At 69.8% G+C, this 23,798-nt stretch carries 20 protein-coding genes and 2 pseudogenes; 13 read left to right on the top strand and 9 right to left on the bottom strand.

The window, feature by feature from the left end:
* Positions 1 to 91: 91 nt before the first annotated feature.
* The 3 genes from ACQUQD_RS39760 (at position 92) to ACQUQD_RS39750 (ending at position 3,170) form a co-directional block, all read left to right on the top strand.
* Positions 92 to 2,020, top strand: coding sequence for a GAF domain-containing SpoIIE family protein phosphatase (locus ACQUQD_RS39760; protein ID WP_428957101.1), 1,929 nt, complete (start codon positions 92 to 94; stop codon positions 2,018 to 2,020).
* Positions 2,021 to 2,167: 147 nt separating this feature from the next.
* Positions 2,168 to 2,473, top strand: a complete 306-nt coding sequence (locus ACQUQD_RS39755) for a hypothetical protein (RefSeq protein WP_428957100.1) — start codon at positions 2,168 to 2,170, stop codon at positions 2,471 to 2,473.
* A 220-nt stretch (positions 2,474 to 2,693) separates the two neighbouring features.
* Positions 2,694 to 3,170, top strand: a complete 477-nt coding sequence (locus ACQUQD_RS39750) for an ATP-binding protein (RefSeq protein ID WP_428957099.1) — start codon at positions 2,694 to 2,696, stop codon at positions 3,168 to 3,170.
* Between the two features lie 103 nt (positions 3,171 to 3,273).
* On the opposite strand, the gene ACQUQD_RS39745 is transcribed toward ACQUQD_RS39750, so the two are convergent.
* The 3 genes from ACQUQD_RS39745 to ACQUQD_RS39735 all read right to left on the bottom strand — a co-directional run bounded on the left by ACQUQD_RS39745 (position 3,274) and on the right by ACQUQD_RS39735 (position 6,201).
* Positions 3,274 to 3,963, bottom strand: coding sequence for a GAF and ANTAR domain-containing protein (locus ACQUQD_RS39745; protein ID WP_428957098.1), 690 nt, complete (start codon positions 3,961 to 3,963; stop codon positions 3,274 to 3,276).
* 125 nt (positions 3,964 to 4,088) lie between these two features.
* Positions 4,089 to 4,985: a sucrase ferredoxin gene (locus ACQUQD_RS39740; RefSeq protein WP_428957097.1), complete on the bottom strand. Its 897-nt coding sequence runs from the start codon at positions 4,983 to 4,985 to the stop codon at positions 4,089 to 4,091.
* Positions 4,986 to 4,995: 10 nt separating this feature from the next.
* Positions 4,996 to 6,201 (bottom strand): cupin domain-containing protein, encoded by a 1,206-nt coding sequence (locus ACQUQD_RS39735; protein ID WP_428957096.1) that lies wholly within the window; start codon positions 6,199 to 6,201, stop codon positions 4,996 to 4,998.
* Between the two features lie 44 nt (positions 6,202 to 6,245).
* Here ACQUQD_RS39735 and ACQUQD_RS39730 point away from each other — a divergent pair, with 44 nt between their 5' ends.
* Positions 6,246 to 6,542 (top strand): hypothetical protein, encoded by a 297-nt coding sequence (locus ACQUQD_RS39730; protein ID WP_428957095.1) that lies wholly within the window; start codon positions 6,246 to 6,248, stop codon positions 6,540 to 6,542.
* Between the two features lie 224 nt (positions 6,543 to 6,766).
* Positions 6,767 to 7,168, top strand: coding sequence for a DJ-1/PfpI family protein (locus ACQUQD_RS39725; protein WP_428957094.1), 402 nt, complete (start codon positions 6,767 to 6,769; stop codon positions 7,166 to 7,168).
* A gap of 158 nt (positions 7,169 to 7,326) precedes the next feature.
* Here the strand turns inward: ACQUQD_RS39725 and ACQUQD_RS39720 are convergent, their stop codons facing one another.
* Both ACQUQD_RS39720 and ACQUQD_RS39715 read right to left on the bottom strand, forming a co-directional pair.
* Positions 7,327 to 8,256 carry an aldo/keto reductase gene (locus tag ACQUQD_RS39720; RefSeq protein WP_428957093.1) on the bottom strand — a complete coding sequence of 310 codons (930 nt, stop codon included), beginning with the start codon at positions 8,254 to 8,256 and terminating at the stop codon, positions 7,327 to 7,329.
* 91 nt (positions 8,257 to 8,347) lie between these two features.
* Positions 8,348 to 9,008: pseudogene (locus tag ACQUQD_RS39715) on the bottom strand (SDR family oxidoreductase); the annotation flags it as partial.
* A 5-nt stretch (positions 9,009 to 9,013) separates the two neighbouring features.
* On the opposite strand from ACQUQD_RS39715, the pseudogene ACQUQD_RS39710 reads away from it, so the two are divergent.
* Positions 9,014 to 9,465 (top strand): annotated as a pseudogene (locus tag ACQUQD_RS39710) (TetR/AcrR family transcriptional regulator).
* A 370-nt stretch (positions 9,466 to 9,835) separates the two neighbouring features.
* Entirely contained in the window at positions 9,836 to 12,382 is a 2,547-nt protein-coding gene (locus ACQUQD_RS39705) for a discoidin domain-containing protein (protein WP_428957092.1), read from the top strand.
* A gap of 63 nt (positions 12,383 to 12,445) precedes the next feature.
* Here the strand turns inward: ACQUQD_RS39705 and ACQUQD_RS39700 are convergent, their stop codons facing one another.
* Positions 12,446 to 13,756 (bottom strand): glycoside hydrolase family 18 protein, encoded by a 1,311-nt coding sequence (locus ACQUQD_RS39700; RefSeq protein ID WP_428957770.1) that lies wholly within the window; start codon positions 13,754 to 13,756, stop codon positions 12,446 to 12,448.
* A 205-nt stretch (positions 13,757 to 13,961) separates the two neighbouring features.
* Here ACQUQD_RS39700 and ACQUQD_RS39695 point away from each other — a divergent pair, with 205 nt between their 5' ends.
* Positions 13,962 to 14,576 carry a putative immunity protein gene (locus tag ACQUQD_RS39695; protein WP_428957091.1) on the top strand — a complete coding sequence of 205 codons (615 nt, stop codon included), beginning with the start codon at positions 13,962 to 13,964 and terminating at the stop codon, positions 14,574 to 14,576.
* Positions 14,573 to 15,088: a putative immunity protein gene (locus ACQUQD_RS39690; protein ID WP_428957090.1), complete on the top strand. Its 516-nt coding sequence runs from the start codon at positions 14,573 to 14,575 to the stop codon at positions 15,086 to 15,088. The genes ACQUQD_RS39695 and ACQUQD_RS39690 overlap by 4 nt, the downstream gene beginning before the upstream one ends.
* Positions 15,089 to 15,177: 89 nt before the next feature.
* Here the strand turns inward: ACQUQD_RS39690 and ACQUQD_RS39685 are convergent, their stop codons facing one another.
* Both ACQUQD_RS39685 and ACQUQD_RS39680 read right to left on the bottom strand, forming a co-directional pair.
* On the bottom strand, positions 15,178 to 16,497 hold the full coding sequence (locus tag ACQUQD_RS39685) for a family 43 glycosylhydrolase (protein ID WP_428957089.1): 1,320 nt from the start codon (positions 16,495 to 16,497) through the stop codon (positions 15,178 to 15,180).
* A 38-nt stretch (positions 16,498 to 16,535) separates the two neighbouring features.
* A complete protein-coding gene (locus ACQUQD_RS39680) occupies positions 16,536 to 18,035 on the bottom strand; it encodes a sulfatase-like hydrolase/transferase (RefSeq protein ID WP_428957769.1) in 1,500 nt (499 codons plus the stop codon).
* 365 nt (positions 18,036 to 18,400) lie between these two features.
* Here ACQUQD_RS39680 and ACQUQD_RS39675 point away from each other — a divergent pair, with 365 nt between their 5' ends.
* The 4 genes from ACQUQD_RS39675 to ACQUQD_RS39660 all read left to right on the top strand — a co-directional run bounded on the left by ACQUQD_RS39675 (position 18,401) and on the right by ACQUQD_RS39660 (position 22,331).
* Positions 18,401 to 19,645 carry an ROK family protein gene (locus ACQUQD_RS39675; protein ID WP_428957088.1) on the top strand — a complete coding sequence of 415 codons (1,245 nt, stop codon included), beginning with the start codon at positions 18,401 to 18,403 and terminating at the stop codon, positions 19,643 to 19,645.
* A 19-nt stretch (positions 19,646 to 19,664) separates the two neighbouring features.
* The gene (locus tag ACQUQD_RS39670; protein ID WP_428957087.1) at positions 19,665 to 20,477 is read left to right on the top strand and encodes an ABC transporter permease; all 813 of its coding nucleotides are present in this window, start codon (positions 19,665 to 19,667) and stop codon (positions 20,475 to 20,477) included.
* On the top strand, positions 20,474 to 21,253 hold the full coding sequence (locus tag ACQUQD_RS39665) for an ABC transporter ATP-binding protein (RefSeq protein ID WP_428957086.1): 780 nt from the start codon (positions 20,474 to 20,476) through the stop codon (positions 21,251 to 21,253). The genes ACQUQD_RS39670 and ACQUQD_RS39665 overlap by 4 nt, the downstream gene beginning before the upstream one ends.
* A gap of 94 nt (positions 21,254 to 21,347) precedes the next feature.
* Positions 21,348 to 22,331, top strand: coding sequence for an aliphatic sulfonate ABC transporter substrate-binding protein (locus tag ACQUQD_RS39660; RefSeq protein ID WP_428957085.1), 984 nt, complete (start codon positions 21,348 to 21,350; stop codon positions 22,329 to 22,331).
* 30 nt (positions 22,332 to 22,361) lie between these two features.
* On the opposite strand, the gene ACQUQD_RS39655 is transcribed toward ACQUQD_RS39660, so the two are convergent.
* On the bottom strand, positions 22,362 to 23,594 hold the full coding sequence (locus ACQUQD_RS39655; protein ID WP_428957084.1) for a PP2C family protein-serine/threonine phosphatase: 1,233 nt from the start codon (positions 23,592 to 23,594) through the stop codon (positions 22,362 to 22,364).
* Positions 23,595 to 23,798: the final 204 nt, after the last annotated feature.

Here is a 23,798-nt window from a genome sequence, read left to right as displayed (position 1 = left end):
CGACGCCGTGGTCATAATGCGTACGCCGTGAGCCGTTCGGGCCGGATGAAGCCTCTAGAGTTGCTCCGTCAATCCATTTGACACTGTTCGCGTGCAGACACAGGGAGGGAGCAGCGTGGACCACGAGAACACCGAGGGCGCGCAGCCGTTGCCTTCCGTTCTTGCCGATGCGGTACGGGTCACCGCGATCCGGGACACGGGTCTGACCGCGGAGGCCGATGCGGGGATGGACCGGTTCGCGCGGCTGGTGACGAGGGTCGTCGGGGTACCTGTCGCGCTGGTGTCGCTCGTCGAGTCGGAACGGCAGATCCTCCCCGGCATGCTGGGTCTGGCCGATCCGTGGGCGACAGCCCGTCAGGCCCCGCTCACGCACACCCTGTGCCGGCACGTGGTGACCTCCGCCCGGCCGGTCGTGATCAGCGACGCCCGCGAGAACGGACTTCCCTGCGCCGGTGCGGCCCTGCCCGATCCGGGCGTGGTCGCCTACGCCGGGATGCCGCTGACCGACGCGAGCGGGCACGTCCTGGGCTCCCTGTGTGCGATCGACACCCGGGTCCGCGCGTGGAGCGAGCGGGAGCTGCGGGATCTGGAGGAACTCGCCGCGGCGTGCAGTACGGAGCTGCGCCTGCGGATCGCCTCGCGCCAGCGTGAACAGGCGCGGCGCGGTGAGGCGCAGGCGCGCCAGGAGGCCTACGCACTGGCCCAGCGGGCCGAGAACGCCCTGGGACGTTCGCAGTTGCTGCTCCGGGCCGCGGACGCGCTGGCCGACACCACGGGGATCGATGAGGTACGCCGACGCGTGAGCGATCTGGTGATCAACGATCTCAAGCCCTCGTATGTCGGTCTGGTCCTGGCCGAAGGCACCATGATGCGACGCCTGATCGACGAGGTCGGTGACAGTGCGGGCGTACAGATGGAGCGGACCAACGAGCTCTACCCACTCGACTCGGCATGGCCCACCGCACGGGCGGCACGCGAGAACCGCACGGTGATCGTGCACGACCTGAACGAGTTGGCCGCCCGCTACTGCTCCGACGCGGTCGCGGCCTTCGACCAGTTGGGGCTGCAGACGGCAGTGTGTGTTCCGCTGCCGGGAACGGTCATCCCCCTGGGGGTGCTCGTGGTGGGCTGGGACGCCGACCACGAGATCGATATCCTCGACCAGGCCGTCCTGGCCTCCCTCGCCGGCTACACCGCCCGCGCGGTCGAACGCGCCTTGTACGTCGACAACCGGGCGGATGCGGCCCGCCAGTTGCAGATGGCCATGCTCACCAACCTCCCTGTCGTGGAGGGCCTGGAGTCCGCGGCGCTCTACCGGGCGGCCACGGACAACGACATGGTCGGTGGCGACTGGTACGACCTCTACCAACTCCCCGACACCGACACCGACGTCGCCTCGTCCGGCCACTCCCCCACCGACAGCGTGCGGACCGTGCCGGTGGCGACCGTGGTCGCCAGCATCGGAGACATCACCGGACACGACACTCAGGCCGCGACGCTGATGGGCCAGGCCCGCAGCATGCTCCGCCAGGCCGACATCGACCACCCCGGCAGCACCCCCGACCGTGTCGTCAGCGCCCTGGAGTTCGCCAGCCTCACCCTCGGCATCGCGGCCAGCGGAACCCTCGTCCACGCCCACCTCCGGCCCACCGGAACCGGCGGCGCATGGGAGATGGTGTGGACGAACGCCGGACACCCCCCGCCGATCGTGATCTGTCCCGACGGCGCCATCGAGCATCTCACCGACCACGGCCTGCTGATCCACCCGGCACTGCCCGTGAAGCCACGCACCGTGCACCGGCGGCTGCTGGAGGCCGGATCCCTGCTGCTCCTCTACACCGATGGACTGGTCGAGAGGCCCGGTGTGACCATCGACGACGGCATCACTCAGGCCGGGCTCCGACTGCAGTCCCTACGCGACGTCGATCTCCCCACGATGCTGGAACGACTCACCGACAGCGTGGCCGGTCACACCCCGAGCGACGACATCGCCCTGCTCGCCCTGCGCATCCCCCGCTGAACGGGCTCGACCGTACCCGAGCCGGCGGAGCTCCCAGGCAAGGCGCGTAGGGTGGGACGACAGTGCTTCTGGCACAGACTCTCCGCTGCAAGGAACTGGGCGTTTGCCTGTGGTGGTGGCCCCCTTCTTCTGTGGAGAGGCCCGGACATGCCCACGACTTCCCCGCCCCAGTGGCAGGACCGCATACGCGAACTCGCCACACAGGCGGAGGAGTTGTGCCGCGAACTGGAGCGGACCCCGCTCGCGGACAGGCTGTCGTCCCTCGCCGTGCTCGAGGCCGCCCTCGACGACGTATGCGCGCGCGAGCTGGCGCGGGCCGCCGCTCAGGCCCGCGCCGAGGGATGGCCGCTGCGCCGCATCGGGCGCGCCGCACGCCGCTCGCACGAACAGATACGCATTCTCACCGCGACCGCTGACGCCGACCGCGAAGCCGCGGCTGAACCCGGCCTCTGACGCGGACCTGAACGTGCGGCGTGCGCGGACGGACATCCAAGCCAGGGGTGATGTCAGCGATCCGGACAGGCGGCGGCACGGCCGAGATGCGAGAGTCACATCAAGAGACTGTGCGGGTGGCGGCACGCGACAGTGGAGAAAGTCGGCACAGGCGCATGGCGCGGCGAGGCCGGTGTCAGGATGTGCGTGTGCACGGCACGTTGACATTGAGGAGAGGACAATGGCTGAGGAGGCGGCGACATGCCACTGTCGGCTGGAGCAGGACGCACCTCTGATCCGGGCTTATTCGTCCCAGGAGCACGCCGGACCCGGTGATGCACGCCGCGCGGCGGCACGATTCCTCGAGCATGCGCGCACCGTTCATGCGAGTGAGGTCAGCGAACGGCTTGCGCAGGTCAGCGAGCTGACAGTCAGTGAACTGGTCACCAACGTGGCGAAGTACGCGCCGGGTCCCTACCTGCTGGAACTCGAACTGACGGACACGGTCCTGCGGATCAGCGTCTGGGACAGCAGCACCGCCCTTCCGCAGGCCTTCGAAGCGGACCCCACCCGTCCGGGCCAGCACGGCATGGAAATCCTGGAGGCCGTCAGTCAGCACGTCGAGGTCTGCCCGGACCGCGTGGGCAAGCGCATCACCGCGACCCTGCCCGTCAGCGACCATTCCCCGCGTCCGGCCCGGGGCACCTCGGCCGCTTGACCTTTCGACTGGTTCGGGCGCGGCCGAGGAACCCGAACTCCTCGCGCACGACCTCACCGCGTTCCTCCGCACCTACCGGATCGTGTGAGAGTCCGGGTGGTCGTCATTCCTCGCGCAGCCCGCCCTCGGCGCAGACCCGGCGGGCGACTTCGCGGAGTTTGATGTTCCGCTCCTGCGAGTAGCGGCGCAGTACGTCGAAGGCTTCCTTCTCGGACAGGTTGTGCCCGGCCATGAGGATGCCCATGGCCTCTCCGATGGTGTGCCGGGTGGTCACAGCGTTCTCCAGCTGCGCCTGCTCCCGTGAGCTGGAGAACGCCACGGCAGCATGTGCGGCCAGCGTCCAGCCGGCTGTCTGGCTGTCCTCGGTGAACGCGCCGGGCCTTCTGGAGTAGACGTTGAGGGCGCCCAGGTCCTCGTCCTCGGTGTAGAGCAGGAATCCCATCATGCTGCCGATGCCCAGGGCGTGCGCCTGAGGCGCGTAGGCAGGCCATCGGACTCTCTCTTCGGTCATGTCCTTGATGCGGAACACCGGGTGGCCCGTGCGAGCCGCGTCGAAGCACGGCCCCTCCCTCAGACTGACCTGCAGCCTGTCGCTCTCGTTGACGAGCTGCTCCGTGGGCGCGAGCGTCTCCGTCCGTCCCTTGCTCAGCAGGAGGATGCCGGCCGCGTCACAGCCCTCGATAAGCTGCAGCGCGGAGTGCGTCACCTTGTGCAACGTGCCGTCCACGGAGTCCTGCGCCAACAGCTCCCGCGCCGTCGACGCCAATTGCACGGCGAACTCCCGCCAGTCCATGCGTCCTCCCTGCGTCGTACCGCCTGCGCGCCTTGACGCCAGCCTCCCACGAACCCGTTTCCGAACCGGGGGCCAGGTACGGAGACATCTCATCGTCACCGTGCGAAGGAGCCTGAGGAGCACCCTCAACCGACGCGAATCGACGTGGCCTCGTAGACGACCGCTGAACTCACTGATCGTCCTCGGCACGTCAACTGACGCGGCGGCGTTCGATGGGACCGCACCTCGACGTCGTGCACCGGGGACAGGAGCGTGCGGCTCGTGACGCGGATGCGCCAGCGGTCATGGTCGCGCGACGTCTCCTCGATCACGTAGTGATGCCGGCCGGCCGGGCCGAAGCGTGCGAGGACAGCTGCGACAGCGACCTGCTGGGGCGGGAAGAGATTCGTGTAGCCGCGCAGGTGGTCTGCGTGCACACGGTCGGCCAGGTGCTCTTCGACCGCGCTGACGGACGACGCGGCGTCGAGGTTGCCGTAGTAGACCCCGTCGGGCGCGACAATGACGTTGGCGGCGAATCTGTCACCGCCCACGTGGGTGCACTCCCAGACCAGGTCCGGCCAACGCTCGCTGAGGGCTCGCCCCACGGGCCGGCCGCGCACAGCACAGCAGGCGTCGTGCATGCCGTGGGCGCAGACGAGGACGACGGGCGGGCGGCCCGGTTCCCCGGGGGTGCCGAGCGCATCGACGATGCCCGCGAGGTCCTCGTCACGGTTCCATGTGCCCCACGTCTGCCGGTGGGCACCGTCGTCGTCGTAGCGCAGTACCGCCCAGCGCCGGGGCTCTTCGGGCAGGCGGCGTCCGTGGCGTCTGATCAGGAGAATCCGTGCCCGCAGGGCCTGGGCCGCGGCGAACACGAGTCCCTTGGTGCCGGGGTCGAGGGGGAGGCCGTCGAAGCCGTTGGGCGGCCAGCCGCCTCGGTACTCGATGAGGATCCAGGTGGACCCGTACGGCGCCGTGCCCGCCAGCGGGTCGTCCCGCGAGCGGGCGGCATCGGCGCAGAAGAACCGTGCTTCCGCGGTCACCGCGGCCACATCACTGTTCGGCGGGCACCAGGACGCCCGCGCGCAGGAGCCTCTCGACGAGTTCGAGGCCGAGGTCGTGAGCGGTGTGGACCTGACCTCCGAGCAGGCGGTTCACCGTCGGCAGGTCCTTCTCCTGGAAGTCGAGCCAGCCGACGCGTGTGTGCAGGCGGCGGCCTTCCAGCCGCGCGTCCAGTGCCTCACGGAGCCGCACCTGCGAGTCAGGGGCGAGGCGGTCGACGGCATCGAGCTGGGCCAGCGGTCCCAGCGGCGCCGGGCGGGCCTGACGCCGCCGGGTCCGGTGGAACAGGGGCGCGGGATCCGTTTCCGTCAGGGCGGCGATGAGGCGCTCGCGGACGATTCCGAGCTCGTCGGCCGGGCCGTCGGTGCCGAGCGGCAGAGATCTGCGCATCTGTGGGTCGTCCCGCAGCAGCGCCAGTGCGGACTGGGCGAGCTGCTCGGCCAGCGCGTGGCGCGTCCAGTTGTGGATCCCGAGCGTCAGATGGATCGAGACGGCACCTTGTGCCTGGGCTGCGTGCAGCCAGCCTCGCGGCAAGTAGAGAACGTCACCCGGCTCGAGAACGGTGTCGAGACAGGCATCGCCTTTCGCGGCTTCCTCGACCGCGGAGCGGTGATCGGTCCAGGGCTGGTCGCGGAGGGGATCGGGATGGACCGGCTCGTGGATGATCCAGCGTTTGGTGCCCGCGACCTGCAGGACGAAGACGTCGTGTACGTCGTAGTGGTCGTCGAACCCGCGGTTCTGCGGCGGGGTGACGTAGGCGTTGGCCTGCACCGGGTGCCCCAGCTCCGTACCGAGGCGGGCACTGAAGTCGGCCACCGGCTCCCACGTGCGCTGAAGGGCCTGGAGGACGAGCGTCGCGCCGTCGGCGAAGCTGCGCCACAGGGCGGTGTCGTCGAGCTGGTCCGCGACCGACGCGCCGACTCCGCCGGGGGCCGTGAACGACGACGCGGGAAGGGTGGCACCGTCCTTGGCCACGCGGAGGAAGGGCGTACGCAGGCCGCGCCGGGAGATCAGCTCATCGACGGCGTCGGCGGAGAACAGGTCGGCGAAATCACTGGCTCCACGCGTGAGCAAGGGTGCGCGGGCCCAGAACTCGCGGGCGAACTCCTGTCGGCTCAGGTGGGTCAGGCGTGCGTCCAGGACGCCGACGCCCGTCCGGGGGTCGGCGTCCTGGAGCTCGATGGGAGAGATGCTCAAACGCCCCTGCCGGACTCTTCGGCCCCGCCGTCGGCTCCACCGTCGTGGACTCCCGGGGTGCCTGCCGCACCACCGTCCGCGGGCCCCTCCGCCCCACCGTCGGCACCGCCGTCGTGCACGCCCGGCGTACCCGCCGCACCACCGTCCGCAGGACCCTCGGCCCCGCCGTCGGCTCCACCGTCGTGGACTCCCGGGGTGCCTGCCGCACCACCGTCCGCGGGCCCCTCCGCCCCACCGTCGGCACCGCCGTCGTGCACGCCCGGCGTACCCGCCGCACCACCGTCCGCAGGACCCTCGGCCTGGTTCGGATCCTGATCGGGGTTCGTCATGTCTCCTCCTGAGAATCGAACGGGTGGGACGGGGCGACGTCTCTGGGTACCCCCGTATCCCCTAACAAACTCGCCCACACGGGTCCCACCAGCAACCGGAGTGGAAGCGGCGAGGTGTGCAGGGGACGGCCCGGCGATGGCCGAATACGGCGGTCGGAGCGGTGGGGGTATCGCACCAGCCCGGCCACGTTTGACTCGCCTGTCCGGGGTACTCGCGCGCCCATCGGCACGACGGCGTGACCGGGCCCGTCACCGAGCGGGCGTTCGCGTACTGGAAGAACATCGACAGGTCCGTCGGCAACGCCCGGGTCGACGACTACGACCTGCTCCTGGTTCCGGGCGGCGCGATCAACGCGGGCACGCTGCGCCTCCAGGAAACGGCCGTGAAGGCGCTGCGTGATGTCGCCTCCTCCAGCCGTCCTGTCGCCGCGATCTGCCACGGCCCGTGGCTCGCCGTCGAAGCCGATGTCCTGCGGGGCAAGACCTTGACCTCGTATCCGTCAACGGCCACCGACGTCCGCAACGCCGGGGGCACCTGGGTCGACGAGGAAGTGCGGGTCTGCGACGCCAACGGCTGGACGTTGATCACCTCGCGCACCCCCGACGACCTTCCGGCGTTCCTCGACGCCATCGACTAGGTTCTGCGGGCCGGATGACGGGCCCACGGACGCTCCGGCCAAAACGCCGTGGAACAGGTCGACGCCACGGGGAACGGTGAGCCGGGGCCGCGCTTCGGGCTCTGCGGACCGTGGGCCGACTACTCCTGTCCGCCGCCAGGTGTGTCGGTCTGACACACCTAAGGCAGCGTGTGACCGGCCGCGCGGAAGAGTCGGTACCACTCCTCGCGGGTCAGCGGGAGGTCCGATCCCGCGGCGGACTCGGCCACCCGGCCGGGGTTGGTGGTGCCGAGCACCACCTGCATGTTCGCCGGGTGGCGGGTGATCCACGCGACGGCGATACCGGTCGGGGTCACCTCGTACTTCGCGGCCAACTCGTCCAGGACGGTGTTGAGTTCCCCGTAGTTCTCGAGGTCGCCGATGAAGACGCCGTCGAAGAACCCCTTCTGGAACGGCGACCAGGCCTGCAGGGTCATCCCCTGGAGGCGCGAGTAGTCGAGCAGGCCGTTGTCGCGGTCGATCGACTGGTCGAGGCCCGCCATGTTGGCGGCGATGCCCGAGGCGATCATCGGGCAGTGGGTGATGCTCAGCTGCACCTGGTTGGCGACCAGGGGCCGGCGCACCGCCGTCTTGAGCAGTTCGACCTGGCCCGGCGTGTGGTTGGAGACGCCGAAGTTCACGACCTTGCCCGCCGAGTGGAGCTCGTCGAAGGCCTCGGCCACCTCCTCCGGCTCCACGAGCGTGTCGGGCCGGTGCAGCAGAAGCACGTCCAGGTACTCGGTGCGCAGGGCCGCCAGCGACTCCTCGACGGTGCGCACGATGTGCTCTTTGGAGAAGTCGAAGAAGCCGGGCCGGATGCCGACCTTGCTCTGGATGACGATCGACTCCCGCTCCGCCGCGGTGAGTTTGACGGCCTGGCCGAACCGCTCCTCGCACGCGTGACGCGAGGGTCCGTAGATGTCCGCGTGGTCGAAGGTGTTGATCCCCGCGTCCCGGGCGCTGCCGTAGAGGGTGCGGACGCTGTCATCGGAGAGTTCGGCGATACGCATCAGCCCCAGGACGACGTTCGAGGCCCGCAGTTCGGTCTGGGGGAATGAGATCGTTTTCATGAGGCCATCCTGACCGAGCAGGTCCGCGAAACGCCAGCGACAGACAGGGAAGCCGACTGCGCGAGTGCTGGAACCGGCCTCCGGGCCGGTGTCAGCCCTGCACCGTGGGCCGGACGACGATCTCGCCGACGTCGATGCCGGCGGGCTGCTCGATCGCGGACGCGAGGGCGGAGGGTGGCATGGCGATCTCGTCACGCTGCCGGGCGAGCGCCGCCGCGGTCTCGGGACTCCCGCCCTTGCCCACGCCCTCCGTGTTGGTGAACCCCGGCGGATGAGGGTGACCCGAAGGTCGGGGCTCGACTCCTGCCGCAGGCCCTCCGTCAGCACCTTCACTGCCGTCTTGGTCGCCGCGTACACGGTCTGGGGGGATTTCACGACGTAGGCGGCGGTGGAGGCGACGTTCACGAAATGGCCGGAGCGCTGGCGGCGGAAGATCGGGAGCGCGGCCCCGATTCCGTTCAGCAGGCCGGTGATGTGTGCGGCGACCATGGCGTCCCAGTCGTCCTGGCGCAGGTCGTCGAAGGGTGACACCGCCATGGTTCCGGCGTTGGAGACCAGGACGTCCAGCCGGCCGACCGGTCGAGGGCGGTGTCCGTCAGACGCTTGAGATCCTCGCGGCGCGTCACCTCGACGACAGCCCCGACGGCCGTGCCGCCCTGCGCCGTGATCCGGTCCACGACCGCCTTCAGCCGGTCCTCCCGCCGGGCGCCGAGTACGAGCCGGGCGCCCTTCTCCGCGAGGTGGGTGGCCGTGCCCGCTGCGAGCTGACGCGCGGCGCAACCGGGACAAGGTCCTGGCGGCCGCGGTGCGCGTCTGCACGAGCGAAGGGCTGGATGCGCACCTCGAGCGCATCGCCAAGGAGGCGGGCGTGGGCAGCGCCACGCTGTACCGCAACTTCCCCACGAGGGAGGCGCTGATCGAGGCGGTGTACCGCAACGAAGTGGTCCAGCTGTGCGAGGCGGTCCCCGGACTGCCGGCCGCGGGGCCGCCCCTCGAAGCCCTGCGCGCCTGGACCCGGCTCTTCCTGGACTACGTCACCGCCAAGCACGGCATGGCGGAAGCCCTGCACGCCATCGCCGCCGCGGGGAGCAATCCCTACGGCCACAGCCGGGACATGGTCCAGCCCTGACATCGGCGGGACCCGACGAGCGCCGGCAGGCCGAGCGCCTACTCGACCTGATCCTCGACGGACTGACGGCCCGCGCGTAGCAGCGCCTCTCGCCCCGGCCGCCCCCTCCTCCCCCACCTCACGGGAGGGAGGGGCTCTTTCATTTTCTGATGGCGTGGCACCGGCCCGGTCGGCGCGGGAGCGGCATCGACGCAGGTGAACCGGACCATACGGGGGTGCACGGTGATCCATCCCTTCGAGTCCCGAAAAGAAGTCGCTTCCCAGGGGTTGCCGAACGATTGCCTCGACCCTTAAATCAAACCTCGAACTAAGCCGTTTCATAACGCCGTTCACCCCTTCCGCACATGGGAGGAGTGCGTTCCACTGCGCCCGCCGACCCAGGCGAGCGTTCACTCGGTGACAGCGGTTCCCGGGCCGCCGTCACCCTCACCCCCGCACGGAGTGAAACGCATGAGACTGAGATCCTTGGGGATCGCGCTCGCCACGGCGGCAGCGCTGGTGACCATCCCCGCCCAGATCCCCGCGGCGGCAGCCGAGACGCCGCTGTCCCAAGGCAAGACCGCCACGTCCTCCTCCACCGAGAACGGCGGCACGCCCGCCTCCGCCGCCGTCGACGGCGACAACGGCACCCGCTGGTCCTCCGCCGCCAGTGACAACCAGTGGCTCCAGGTCGACCTCGGCCAGTCGGCGACCCTGACCAAGGTCGTCCTCAACTGGGAGGCCGCCTACGCCAAGAGCTACAAGATCCAGACCTCGACGGACGGTTCCACCTGGACCGACGTCAAGTCCGTCACCGACGGCGACGGCGGCACCGACACCCTCGACGTCTCCGGCCAGGGCCGCTACGTCCGCATGAGCGGCGTCACCCGCGCCACCCAGTACGGCTACTCCCTCTGGGAGTTCCAGGTGTTCGGCAGCAACGGCACCACACCGCCCGCCGACAGCTGCTCCACCGCCAACGCCGCCAAGGGCAAGGCGGCGACCGCGTCCTCGACGGAGAACGGTGGCACCCCGGCCTCCGCCGCGTTCGACGGCGACGCCGGCACCCGCTGGTCCAGCGCCGCGTCCGACCCGCAGTGGGTCCAGGTCGACCTCGGCTCGTCGCAGAGCATCTGCAAGGTCGACCTCAACTGGGAGGCCGCGTACGCCAAGGCCTTCAAGATCCAGGCCTCCGCGGACGGCCAGAGCTGGACGACCCTCAAGGACGTCACGGCCGGCACCGGCGGCCAGGCCTCGTACGACGTCAGCGGCTCGGGCCGTTACCTGCGCGTCTACGGCACCACTCGCGCCACCGGCTACGGCTACTCCCTGTGGGAGGTGGCGGTGCACACCGGATCGGGCGGCACGACCCCGCCGGTGGAGGGCGGCGGTGACCTCGGCCCGAACGTCATCGTCGTCGACCCGAGCACGGCGAACCTCCAGGCCAAGTTCGACCAGGTCTTCTCCCAGCAGGAGTCGAACCAGTTCGGCTCGCAGCGCTACCAGTTCCTGCTCAAGCCGGGCACGTACAACAACATCAACGCTCAGCTCGGCTTCTACACGTCCATCTCCGGTCTCGGCATCAACCCCGACGACACGAAGATCAACGGTGACGTCACCGTCGACGCGGGCTGGTTCAACGGCAACGCCACGCAGAACTTCTGGCGCTCCGCCGAGAACCTCTCCCTCAACCCGGTGAACGGCACCGACCGCTGGGCCGTCGCCCAGGCCGCCCCGTTCCGCCGCATCCACGTCACCGGCGGCCTCAACCTCGCGCCCAATGGGTACGGCTGGGCCTCCGGCGGTTACATCGCCGACTCCAAGATCGACGGCACGGTCGGCCCGTACTCGCAGCAGCAGTGGTACACCCGCGACAGTTCGGTGGGCGGCTGGACCAACGGCGTGTGGAACATGACGTTCACCGGCGTGCAGGGCGCCCCGGCGACCAACTTCGACACCGGCCCGTACACCACGCTCGACAACACACCGGTCTCCCGTGAGAAGCCGTTCCTCTACCTGGACGGCAACGACTACAAGGTGTTCGTCCCCGCCAAGCGCACCAACGCGCGAGGCGTGTCCTGGCCCGCGAACGCGGGCACGTCGCTCCCGCTGAGCCAGTTCTACGTCGTCAAGCCCGGCGCGACCGCGGCCACCATCAACCAGGCGCTCTCCCAGGGCCTGAACCTGCTGTTCACGCCCGGCGTCTACCACCTCGACCAGACCATCAACGTCAACCGCGCCAACACGGTGGTCCTCGGTCTGGGGCTCGCCACGATCGTCCCCGACAACGGCGTCGACGCCATGCACGTCGCCGACGTGGACGGCGTGAAGCTGGCCGGCTTCCTGATCGACGCCGGTGCCAAGAAGTCGGACACGCTGCTGCAGATCGGCGGGGCCGGCGCCAGCGCCGACCACGCCGCGAACCCGACCAGCATGCAGGACGTGTTCATCCGGATCGGCGGCGCGGGCCCCGGCCTCGCCACCAACTCCGTGGTCGTCAACAGCGACGACGTCCTCGTCGACCACACCTGGATCTGGCGGGCGGACCACGGCGACGGCGTCGGCTGGGAGACCAACCGCGCCGACTACGGACTCGTCGTGAACGGTGACGACGTCCTCGCCACGGGCCTGTTCGTGGAGCACTTCAACAAGTACGACGTGCTCTGGAACGGCGAGCGCGGACGCACGATCTTCTTCCAGAACGAGAAGGCGTACGACGCGCCCAACGCCGCGGCCATCACTCACGACGGCATCGTCGGATACGCGGCCTACAAGGTCGCCGACAGTGTGAACACGCACGAGGCGTGGGGTCTGGGCAGCTACTGCAACTACACCTCGGACCCGAGCATCGTGCAGCAGCACGGCTTCCAGGTCCCGGTGAAGTCGGGCATCAAGCTGCACGACATCCAGGTCATCTCGCTCGGTGGCAAGGGCCAGTACGCCCACGTCGTGAACAACACCGGCTCCCCGACCTCGGGGACCAGCACCACACCGTCCAAGATCACGTCGTTCCCGTGATCCCGATGCGCTGACGCGCCGCGTGCGGGGCGGTCCGACCACGGGCCGCCCCGCACGCGCTGGTCAGTGCCCGAGGGTGCGGTCGACGGTCCGCACCAGCTCCCCGTCGGGGGTGTCGCCGTCCAGCGACCAGAACATCGCGCCGCCGAGGCCCTTGGCCCGTACGTACAGCGACTTCTGCGCCAGCACCTGCGGGTCGTCGTACGTCCACAGGGTCGTGCCGTCGAACAGCCAGGCGTGGCCGCCGCGGCGGTCGCGGTGCAGCGTGTACGTGCCCGAGTCCGTCAGCGCCTTCAGCTCCTTGTAGTCCGCGTACCCGGCGGCCCACTTCGCCGGGGCGGGCGCGGAGGCGGGCTGACCGAGGCCGTCGCCTCCGCCGCTCACGCCGGTCCAGCCCTGCCCGTAGAACGGCATGCCGACGACCAGCTTGCGGGCCGGGGCACCACGCCGCAGCCAGGCGTCCACCGTGCCGTCGACGCTGAAGTCGTCCCGGGCGAACAGCGCGGACTGCTGGGCCGTCGTCTTCTCGCCGCTGACGTGGAAGTCGTAGCCCTGGAGGTTGACGAAGTCGAAGTCCTTCATGATCTTGCGGACCTCGAACCCGGCATCGATCTTGGCGGGCGCCGTCGGCACGAACGCGGAGAGCTCGTAGTGCTTGTGCCGGGTGCGGCCGTAGGCGTCGAGCTGGCGGCGGAACTCCGCGACGAGCGCGGTGAAGTTCTGCTTGTCCTCCGGGCGGTACACGGTGTCGGTGTCCCCCTCGGAGCCCGGCCACTCCCAGTCCAGGTCGACGCCGTCGAAGACACCGGCCGCCGCGCCCTGACCACCGCGGGCGCCGTCCTGCGGCAGGTTTCCCTTGATGTAGAGGTCGATGCAGGACGCGACAAGGGCCTTGCGGGCGGCGGGAGTTCGGACCGAGTCCGAGAAGTTCGTCGACCAGGACCAGCCGCCGAGCGAGATCATCGCCTTGAGGCCGGGGTGCGCGGCCTTGAGCTCGCGCAGCTGGTTGAAGTTGCCCGCGAGGGGCTGGGTGTCGGTGTCGGCGACGCCGTCCACGGAGTTCTCCGCGTCGAGCGGGCGCTGGTAGTCGGCCCAGGGGTCGGACTCGCCGGGGACGTTGCCCATGAGGCACTTCCCGTCGGTGCCGATGTTGCCGAAGGCGTAGTTGATGTGGGTGAGGCGGGCGGCCGCGCCGCTGCGGTCCAGGTCCTGGACCTGGAAGTCGCGCCCGTAGACGCCCCATTGGGTGAAGTAGCCGACGCGGCGCAGGCTGTCGTGGTGCCCGCCGTGGGCGGAGGCGGCCGGCGCGAACGCGCCGAGGAGGGAGAGCGACGTGACGGCGACGGCCGCACGGGACAGAAGTCTTCGGCGCAGGCGTGGGCGCATGGCAGGGCTCATTCCTGTGAGGCGGGAAGCAAGTACCGTGCAGAGCAACGGACTTGTGTGCACAAGAAGTTATTGGTCTGGACCATCCGGGTCAAGAGTCCGAAAAGCCCGACCTGCCTGTGGAGTCGTGCACGTCTCGGCCACCACCGGCTTCACGGCCTCAGAAGAGCGCTCAGAGGTACGATGCGGGGACATGTCACAGAGCAAGCACACGGTGTCCGGCGACTTCGAACTGACGATGGATGAGTTGCGCGTCGTGGCACGTTACGTGGTGCGCGACGCGGAGGACGTCCTGCCGGTCTTCGAGCAGGCCGTTCCCGACGATCCGCGTCCCCGTGCGGCGATCGACGCGGCCTGGGAGTTCATCGACGGTGCCCACAGGACGAAGCTGCAGCGCGTCGCCTCTCTGGACGCTCATCGGGCCGCCCGGTCCGCACCCACCGAAGCCGCGCGGCTGGCCGCGCGATCCGCGGGTGACGCGGCATCGGCCGCGTATCTGCACCCCGTCGCCCAGGCCGGCCAGGTCGGCCACATCCTGCGCGCCGCCGCGAGCGTCGCGCGCATCGGGGAGCTACAGGCGGGCGACGACCCCGCGATCGGGGATGCCCTGCTGGACCGGTCGCGGCAGCGTGCGACACCGGTGCTCGTCGATGTGCTCCGCCGGTACCCGCCCGCGGCGAGCGGCGGCAATCGCGTCGCCCGGCTGATGAGCACGCTGGATCGCTCCCTGCGACAGGAGGCCGACCGGTCACCGGAGCACCCTTGCGCGAGTGGAGCCGAGGCGCACGGGACGGAGCACACGTCGTGATCCTCCCGAAGGTCCGGGACCCGCGCTTCGTGACGATCCGCCGCGGCGGGACTCTCACGGACGCGGATCACCGTCTCCTCGCCCTGTGGGCCGCTTCGTGTGCGGAGCACGTCCTTGAGCTCTTCGAGTCGGCCCGGCCCGGGGATCCCCGACCGCGCGAGGCGATCGCGGGCGCCCGGGCCTGGGTACGCGGCGAGGTCAGGATGATGCAGGCGCGCGCGGCGGGCGGCCATGCGATGGGGGCGGCCAGAGACCTGCGCGGAGCGGCACGGCATGCCGCGTACGCCGCCGGTCAGGCCGGGGCCGTCGCCCACGTCGCCGCGCACGAACTCGGCGCGGCCGCCTACGCGATCAAGGCCGCCCGCGCGGCGGCCCCGGACGGCGGGAGCGAGAGCGCGGGACGACGCGAGTGCCGGTGGCAGCGCGACCAGCTCCCGGCGGCGATCCGCGAACTCGTCCTCGATGACCAGCGGCTGCGCAACGACATCTGCTGGTCGGTGTTCGACTGCTGATGCCCGTACGGTGGCCCGCTCCGTGCGTGCGGGCTCCGCGCGGCGGGGAGTGCCACATGGCCGTCGGCGCTCCCCGTGCCACCGGCTCCCTAAGCGCGCCGCCGGACGTACAGGCGGTTCCCCTTCGGGCCGGTCCACTCCATCCGTACGACGCCGGCCACCGCCGCGTCGTCGACGCGGGACGGGTCGGCCCAGTAGCCGAAGGCGGGGTTGCGGAAGAAGGTCGCCCACAGGCCGCCTTCGTGGTCCTTGAAGAAATTGTTGTGCCCGGCTCCCACGCCCGCGGTCCAGCGCTCGGAGTACGGGCCTTCGAAGCGGTCCGCGACGGCCACCACCGCGTCGTACTGGTACTGCGTCCGGCCGGTACCCGGCGGATCGTAGGCGTAGCGAGTGCTGCCGTCGGCTTGCGCCGACGTACGGTCCCACGCGGCCTGCAGCAGGTAGTACTTACCGCCGTGCTTGAACACGTAGGCGCCCTCGAGATACGGCTCGGGTGTGTAGGGCTGCTGCTCGAACGCGGGGAGGTTCGACGTCGGGACGATGTCCTCCATGTCCTTGCGGAACTTGGCGTAGAGGTGGTTGTGCAGCACCAGCCACGCGCCGTTGCCCTCCGAGTAGAGGCTTCCGTCGATGTGGTGGTAGGCGCCGGGCTTGATGAACGCCGGGCCGCCGATGAACGAGTCGCCGAAGGGCTTGTCGAGGTTGCCCTTGACGAGGCGGTACGGGCCCGCGACCCCGCCCTCGCTGACCAGCAGGAACGAGCCGACCTTCTGGGAGTGGTCGCCCATGCACGCGACGAGGTACCACTTGCCGCGGAAGTAGTGCAGTTCGGGCGCCCAGGCGTTGCCGCGCTTGCCGAACTCGTCGTCGTACCAGTACTCCTGCCACGGGGCGACGACCGTGCGGCCGGGACGGTTCTCCCCGACGAACTCGGGTGACCACACCTTGCCCCGCTCGGCACCGGGCCGGATGCGGGTGGTGTCGGCGAGCCGCCATGGGCCGTGCACGGAAGGTGCCGTCCACACGAAGATGCCGTCGTTCCAGGGAGCGGCCGCGGTGAGGCCGGGCACGCGGGTGGTGCCGGTGGCGACGTAGAGGGGGCGGCCGTCGACGACGAAGCAGTTGACGTAGGTGTCGCGCATCCAGACCCGGCCCAGCTCCTTGTCGCGGGGCCGGAGTTCGAGCGGCAGGACGAAGGAGTTGTCCTCGCGCGGCCAGAGGTCCTCGCGGGTGTCCGCGAGGCCGTACGGCTCCAGGGCGGGCCAGTTCGCCGGGTGCTTCGGCGCCGCGCCCTTCGCGGGGAGCGCCTGGGCGGCGTTCATGGGCAGGGCGGCCGCTCCCATGGAACCGGCGATGCCGGCCAGCACGGAGCGTCGGCCGAGGTGCGTTCCGTTCGTGGGTCTGGTCATCGGTTCTGTCTCCTTGGTCGTCGGGGACGCCGGGACTGTCACTTGTGCGGGGTGTTCGACGCCGCTTCGGGCTCACCGGTCTCGAAGGCGGAGAGGGTGGTGTCGTAGTCCGTCTCGACGTCGTACATCGGCGTCATCCAGTGGTAGAAGTTGTCGCCGCGCTCGCGGAGCAGGTCGTACAGCTGCCGGGTCAGCGCCGTACGTATCCCGCGCATTTCGGGGTGGTCGTAGCGGTTGAGCAGCTCGTCGGGATCGGCATCGAGGTCGTACAGCTCGTTGCGGGACTCCGGGTTGATCACCAGCTTGTGGCTTCTGGTGCGCAACATCCGCTGCGGGTACGGGAAGTGGTGGCCGTGGAACTCGGCGAGATGGTGCTCGTCCCACTGCGGGTGCTCGCCTCGTACGAGGGGCAGCAGGCTGCGGCTGTCCACGGCCGGCCCGGTCTTGCTGCCCGCCAGGTCGAGGATGGTGGCGGTGCAGTCGGTCAGGGAGACGAACTCCTCGCGCACCTGCCCCGTCGGGGCGCCGGGGACCTTCAGCAGCCCGGGGATGCGGTAGATGTCCTCGTACATCGCCGGTCCCTTGTCGTGCAGCCGGTGGGCGCCGGTGAACTCGCCGTGGTCGGCGGTGAAGAAGACCGCCGTTCTCTCGTCCAGGCCCAGCTCCCGCACGGCGTCGAGGATGCGGCCGATCTGCTCGTCGATGAGCGTGACGTAGCCCCAGTAGACGGCGATCAGCTTCCGCGACTCCTCCGGCGTCATGGTGTCGAACGCCCACAGCTTGCTGTAGTTGTGCTGGACGGCCGGCTTCGCCGCGAAGGTCTCGGCCACGGAGGCGGGCAGTTCGACCAGCGCGGGGTCGTACATGTCGTAGTACGCGTCCGGGAGGATGTAGGGCAGGTGCGGGCCGAAGAAGTGGGTGGCCAGGAAGAACGGTGCCCCCTCACCGTGGTCCTCCTGCGCGGCGAAGCGGTGGAGCATCTCGATGGCGCGCGTGGCCAGGTAGTACTCGAAGGAGGCTTCGACCGGCTGGTGGAGGCGGGCGGCGAGGAGGTTGCCGGGGCTGCCGTTGGGTGTGGTCCCCCGCACCGGATCTGTGATGCGGTACGGGGGCAGGCCGTTCTCCGCCAGGTAGGCGAGGTAGTCGGGGTGGTCCACCGGGTTGTGCCAGCCGGCCAGGTCGGGGCCCTCGAAGCCGTAGTCGGCGGCGGTGCGCCGGACGCCGCCGTGCCACTTGCCGAGCAGGCCCAGGTTGTAGCCCTCGCCGCGCAGTTGCTCGGAGAAGGTGAACTGGCCGTCGGAGAGGTCCTCGAGATAGCCGACGTTGCGCTCGTAGTTGGCGAGCAGTTTGTGCCGGAACGGTGCCGCGCCGGTGAGCAGGCTCGCGCGGGCCGGGGTGCAGATCGCGGTGGGCGTGTAGAAGCTGTCGAACCGTGTGCCCTCGCTCGCGAGCCGGTCGAGGTTCGGGGTGCTCGTATGCGGATTGCCGTACGCACCCAGGGTGTCGACGCGGTGCTGGTCGGTCATCAGAAAGAGCATGTTGTGGCGCACGGAGGGCCTTTCGGTTCGCGTCGGGATTTCTGGCACGCCGTCATGACGCCTCGGCGGAAGCCTCTTCGGGTCGGCCGACGCGGCTGACGGTGCGTGCCCGAAGGTGCCGTGCGACGCATGCTCCGACCTGGCGATGATTTACGTCAAGAGTGCGTACTTAAATGAGGCAGCGGCACCTCCACCTGTCCCGCGCCCACCGTCCCGCGGTGTCGGATCGCCGCGGGGCGGGGTTCAGGGCGCCCCTAGTGGTGCGTGTCAGTAGATCAAGTCGGCCGCGATGGCGGGCCTGTTGGGCCATGGCGTTCGTATGAACAATTTGTTTCGACTCATTGACGAAAATACTCGGCGCTCACATGCTGTCCTGCATGCACGAACACGACGGTCCGCTGACGCGGCTCCGACGCAGCCATGAGCAAGCCGTTCTCGAGCTGCTGCGCAAGCACGGTCCGCTGAGCCGGGCCGAGTTGGGCACCCGCAGCGGGCTGTCCCGCACCACCCTGTACGACATCGTCGCCGGGCTCGTGGGCAGTGGTGCCGTGGTCGCCAGCACGCCGCACGTCGAGGTGCGCAAGCGCGGCCGGCCGGTGGAGAAGCTCAGCCTCAATCCGGCGGCCGGCGAGGCGGTCGGCATCGACTTCGCGCGCCGCGCCGTGCATGTGGCGGCGGTCAACTTCGCCCATGAGGTGATCGGTTCGGCGAGCGAGGGACACGCCGCGGACCTGTCCTGGCCCGAGCGCGTCGACATCGCGTCCCGGCTCCTCGCCACGCTGACCTCCGTACCGTCCGACGACGCGCCGGACGACGGCTCTCGGAGCGGTCCGGGCGCCGTCCGCCTCGACGCACTCAGCGCGATCGGCGTGGGCGTGGTCGGGCCGATCACCGACCCGGGCAGCGAGCACGCCCACGCGCAGGCCATCGACGGCCTGCCGGACCTGCTGCGCAAGCGGTTCGGGGTACCGGTGCTCCTGGACAACAACACGCGGCTCGCGGCGCTCGCCGAAGCGGTCTGGGGTGCGGCGGCGGACAGCAGCGACGTGCTCTACCTGCGGTTGTCGCACGGCGTCGGCGGCGGCCTGGTCGTGGGCGGCGCGCTGCACCGCGGCCGGTACGGGCTGTCCGGCGAGTTCGGGCACATCACCGTGGACCCGGCCGGCCGGGCGTGCGGATGCGGCGGGACCGGCTGTCTGGAGACCCGGGCCTCGCTCGACGCGGTGCTGTACCGCTACCGCGAGGCCGGCGGCCGGGCCGGCGACCTCCCCGGATTCCTCGACGCCGCCGCGGCAGGCGAACCGTCCGCCCTGCACGTGCTGGAGCACGTCGGCAACGACGTCGGAGGGGTACTGGCAGCGGTCTGCCATGCCGTCGGCCCCGGCGTCATCGTGGTCGGCGGTGAGCTGGCCGAGGCGGGTCCCGCCCTGCTCGAACCGGTCGAACGCGCCCTGCGCCGGCACCTCATGCCGCTGGCCCGGCATCACGTGGACGTGCGGCGGGCGACGCTCGGCGAAGCCGGCAGCGCGCTGGGCGCCATCGCCCTCGTCCTGCATGAATCCCCCTTGCTCTCCCACTACCCGCAGCCCGTCTCCGAGGAGCACGCGTGAATCCACCAGCGAGGAACCCATGGCTGTGATCACCCCGGTCGAGAAGACCGCCGCCGACGCGCGCCGGCAGCAACCGCGCCGCTCCCGGCGCCGGCCCCTGCTCCTCAACGTCCTCGCGGTGGCGGCCGGCATCGCCGTGTGGGCCGTCGTGGCCGCCCTGGGCCTGGTCGAGAACCTGCCCACGCCGACGGCGGTGGCGCAGAAGGCCGGCACGATGATCTCCGACGGCACTCTGGCGTCCGACACGCTCGCCAGCCTGCGCCGGGTTCTGCTCGGCTACGCCCTCGGCGTGATCGTGGCCGTGCCCGTCGGCTTCCTGATGGGCTGGTACGCCACCGCGCGTGCCCTGATCGAGCCGTACATCCAGTTCTTCCGCACCATCCCGCCGCTGGCGCTGATCCCGCTGGCGGTCGTGCTGCTGGGGATCGGCGAGGTGCCGAAGATCGCCGTGATCTTCCTGGCCTCGTTCATGGCCTGCGTCGTCTCCTCCTTCCAGGGCGTCGTCGATGTCGACAGGACGCTCATCAACGCGGCCCGGGTCCTCGGCGCCTCGGACCGCACCATCTTCGCCAAGGTGGTCGTCCCGGCCTCGACACCGTTCATCCTCGTCGGCATGCGGATCGGTCTCGGCGCGTCCTGGGCCACCGTGGTCGCCGCCGAACTCATCGGTGCGCAGGAGGGGTTGGGCTACCGGATGCAGAAGGCGTCCACCTGGTTCGAAATGGACACGATCTTCGTGTCCCTGATCACGATCGGCGTGCTCGGGCTCGTCATGGACCGGCTGTTGCTGCTGGCCGAACGACGCCTCACCGGCTGGCAGGAGCGACGATGAACAGCAAGATCAGTTTCCGTGACGTGGTGAAGACCTTCCCCCTGAAGGGCGCGACCTTCACCGCGTTGGGCGGAGTGAGCCTGGACATCGCGGACCAGGAGTTCGTCACCGTCGTGGGTCCGTCCGGCTGTGGCAAGTCCACGCTGATGAGCATGGCTGCGGGGCTGCAGGAACCCGACTCGGGCAGCGTCCTGGTCGACGGCACACCGGTCTCCGGTCCCGGTCCCGACCGTGGGGTGATCTTCCAGCAGTACGCCCTGTTCCCCTGGCTGACCGTGCGGCAGAACGTGGAGTTCGGGCTCAAGCTCGCCTCGGTGCCCGCCCCGGAGCGGCGTCGGCGCACCGAGCTGGCCATCGAACTCGTCGGCCTGAGCGACTTCGCCGACGCCCTGCCCAAGACGCTGTCCGGCGGGATGAAGCAGCGCTGCGCCATCGCCCGCGCGTACGCCGTCGATCCCCAAGTGCTGCTGATGGACGAGCCGTTCGGGGCGCTCGACGCCCTGACCCGGGTGCAGTTGCAGGACCAGCTGCTGCAGACCTGGAGCCAGGAGAAGCGCACCGTGCTGTTCATCACCCACGACGTGGACGAGGCCGTCTACCTCGCGAGCCGGGTCGTCGTCATGGCCGCCAGGCCCGGTCGCATCCACCGCGTCATCGACGTGGATCTGCCCTATCCCCGTACCGAGGAGATCCGGCTCTCGCCCGAGTTCCGGCGCATCCGCAACGAGGTGTGGACCTCCGTGTACCACCAGGAAGCCCCTCCCCAGGCTGCCTGACCTTTCGCCACCCGAGCCCTTCCGTCTCTTCCGGCCCTTCCCCCCGGGCACGTCGCCGCACCACCCCACGCATCACCCCGAGAGGACATCCAGCATGCCCAGAAACAGGATCAGGCGCGCCGCCACGGCGCTGCCCGTCGCCTTCATGCTCTCGCTCGCCGTCGGCGCCTGTTCGGGCAGCTCTTCCGGGGACGACGGCACGGTGCGGTTCGGCTACATCGGTGACTACAACGGTGCCAGCCTGCTGGCGATCGCCGAGAAGCAGGGGCTGTGGAAGAAGGCGGGCCTGACCGCCGAGGTGACGTCGTTCAACAACGGTCCGGTGCAGGTCCAGGCACTCAGCGCGGGAGATCTCGACTACGGCTACATCGGTCCCGGCGCGGTGTGGCTGCCCGCGTCCGGCAAGTCCAAGATCATCGCCATCGACACCCTCACCTACGCGGACCGGGTCATCGGCCAGCCCGGCATCTCGTCCATGAAGGACCTCAAGGGCAAGCGGGTCGGCGTACCCGAAGGCACCTCCGGCGACATGGTTCTCAACATCGCCCTGGAGGAGGCAGGGATGACCACGAAGGACATCACCAAGGTCAACATGGACCCGTCCACCATCGTCTCCGCCTTCTCCTCCGGGAAGATCGACGGTGCCGGCTTCTTCTACCCGGCCATCGACACCATCAAGAAGAAGGTGCCGGGCCTGGAGGAGATAGCCAGCACCAAGGAGACCGGGGACTCCTTCCCCACCGCGTTCGTCGCCGGGAACAAGGTCCCCGAGGACAAGAACAAGAAGGTCATCAAGGTCCTGCAGCAGGCCAACGACTGGCGCCGGCAGCACCCCGACGAGACGATCAGGCTCACCGCGAAGATGCTCCAGGTCACCGAGGCACAGACCAAGGCCGACGCCTCGCACGTCCAGACCCTCTCCACCAAGGAACTGGCCGACAAGACCAAGAGCGGCGAGGTGAACGACTGGCTGAAGAAGCTGGGCGACTTCTTCGTCCGCAACAAGCAGCTCGACAAGAACCCCGATCCCAAGCAGTACTACACGGGCGATCTCTACTCGGAGCAGTACAGCCAGTAGGCCGCCCGCACCGGCCGGGCGAAGCAAGCGTCACAGGCTGACGACGATCAACGCGGTGTCATCGGTGAGTCCGGCCGGCGGGATCAGGTCGGCCAGGAGCGCGTCTCCCAGCTCGTCGGGGTCGCTGGTGCGGTGGCGCGCGAGGGAGGCGGCGAGTCTCTCCAGGCCGACGTCGATCCCCTCTCGTCGGCGCTCGACGAGTCCGTCGGTGTACAGGACCAGGACCGATCCGTCGACGAAGGCGGCGCGCGCCTGAGGGCGGGCCGCGTGTTCGAGGCGCGCGCCGAGTGGCGGGTCGGTGGCCTGGTCGAGGAAGGCGACGGTGCCGTCAGGGTGGCGCAGGGCGGGCGGCAGGTGACCGGCGCAGCTGTAGGTGAGGGCGCTGCTCTTCCAGTCGATGAAGACGGAGGCGGCGGTGGTGGACTCGCCGCCCGCGACGGCGCGTGCGTAGAGGCCGAGCACCTCGAGGGCCTGCGCCGGCCCCTCGGCGACGTGACACGCGGCGGACAGGGCGCTGCGGAGCTGCCCCATGACGCCGGCGGCGGCCAGCCCGTGACCGACGACGTCGCCGACCGCCACGGCGGTGCGACCCTGCTCCGGCAGGTCGACGATGTCGTACCAGTCACCGCACACGTTCAAGGCGCCCTGCGCGGGGCGATAGCGGACGGCAGCGTTGTGGTGACCGATCGGGCGGGACGCGGGCAGCATCGCCTTCTGGAGGTGGAGGGCGACTTCCCGTTCACGCGCGTGGGCCTTGCGCAGACGCTCGTTGACCTCCTGCAGTTCCCGCGCACGGGTGTACAGCTCGGCTTCGAGGACCTGTGCCCGGTCCTCACCGTGGTGGCGGCCGCGGGCCTTGATGAGCTGGGTGACCTCCTCCACCCGGTGCAGCAGCAGGACCACTGTGCCGTCGCGGTCACGGACGGGAACGTTGACCGGGCTCCAGTACCGCTCCTGCCACACATCGGGCCGGTCGGGGTCCTCGACGTCGTAGCGCTGCACGGCCATGGTGTCGGGCTCCCCGGTGGCGACGACACGTTGCAGGGAGGCATACAGGTTCCGCACACCGGTGGCGGTGGGGTCGTGCGGGTTGTCCGGGAAGACGTCGAACAGGAAGCGGCCGATGATCTGATCGCGGGTGCGGCCGGACGTGAGGAGGAACGCTTCGTTGACATCCGCGTACACCAGGTCGGGGGTCAGCAGCGCGACCGCACCGGGGAAGGCCTGGAACACGGCCTGATAGTCGATGACGGGTCCGTTCACGGTTCCACCTGCGGCACGTCGGGGACCATCGTCGGTCGAGAGCGTTTTACTAAACAATGACATGCAATCGCCCTTATGTCGGCTTTTCGGTCCGGGGGCTGCGGGTCACCCTCCGCCGGATCCGCCACCGGTGTCCCGACAGGCCCGCCCTCCGATCTTCAGGTGACCGTTCCGACACGCGACCAAGTGAGCAATATTAGTCAA

Origin of the sequence: Streptomyces sp. cg35, assembly GCF_050410835.1 — a bacterium.
Taxonomy (GTDB): domain Bacteria; phylum Actinomycetota; class Actinomycetes; order Streptomycetales; family Streptomycetaceae; genus Streptomyces.
This window is presented reverse-complemented; position numbering and strand designations above follow the sequence as displayed.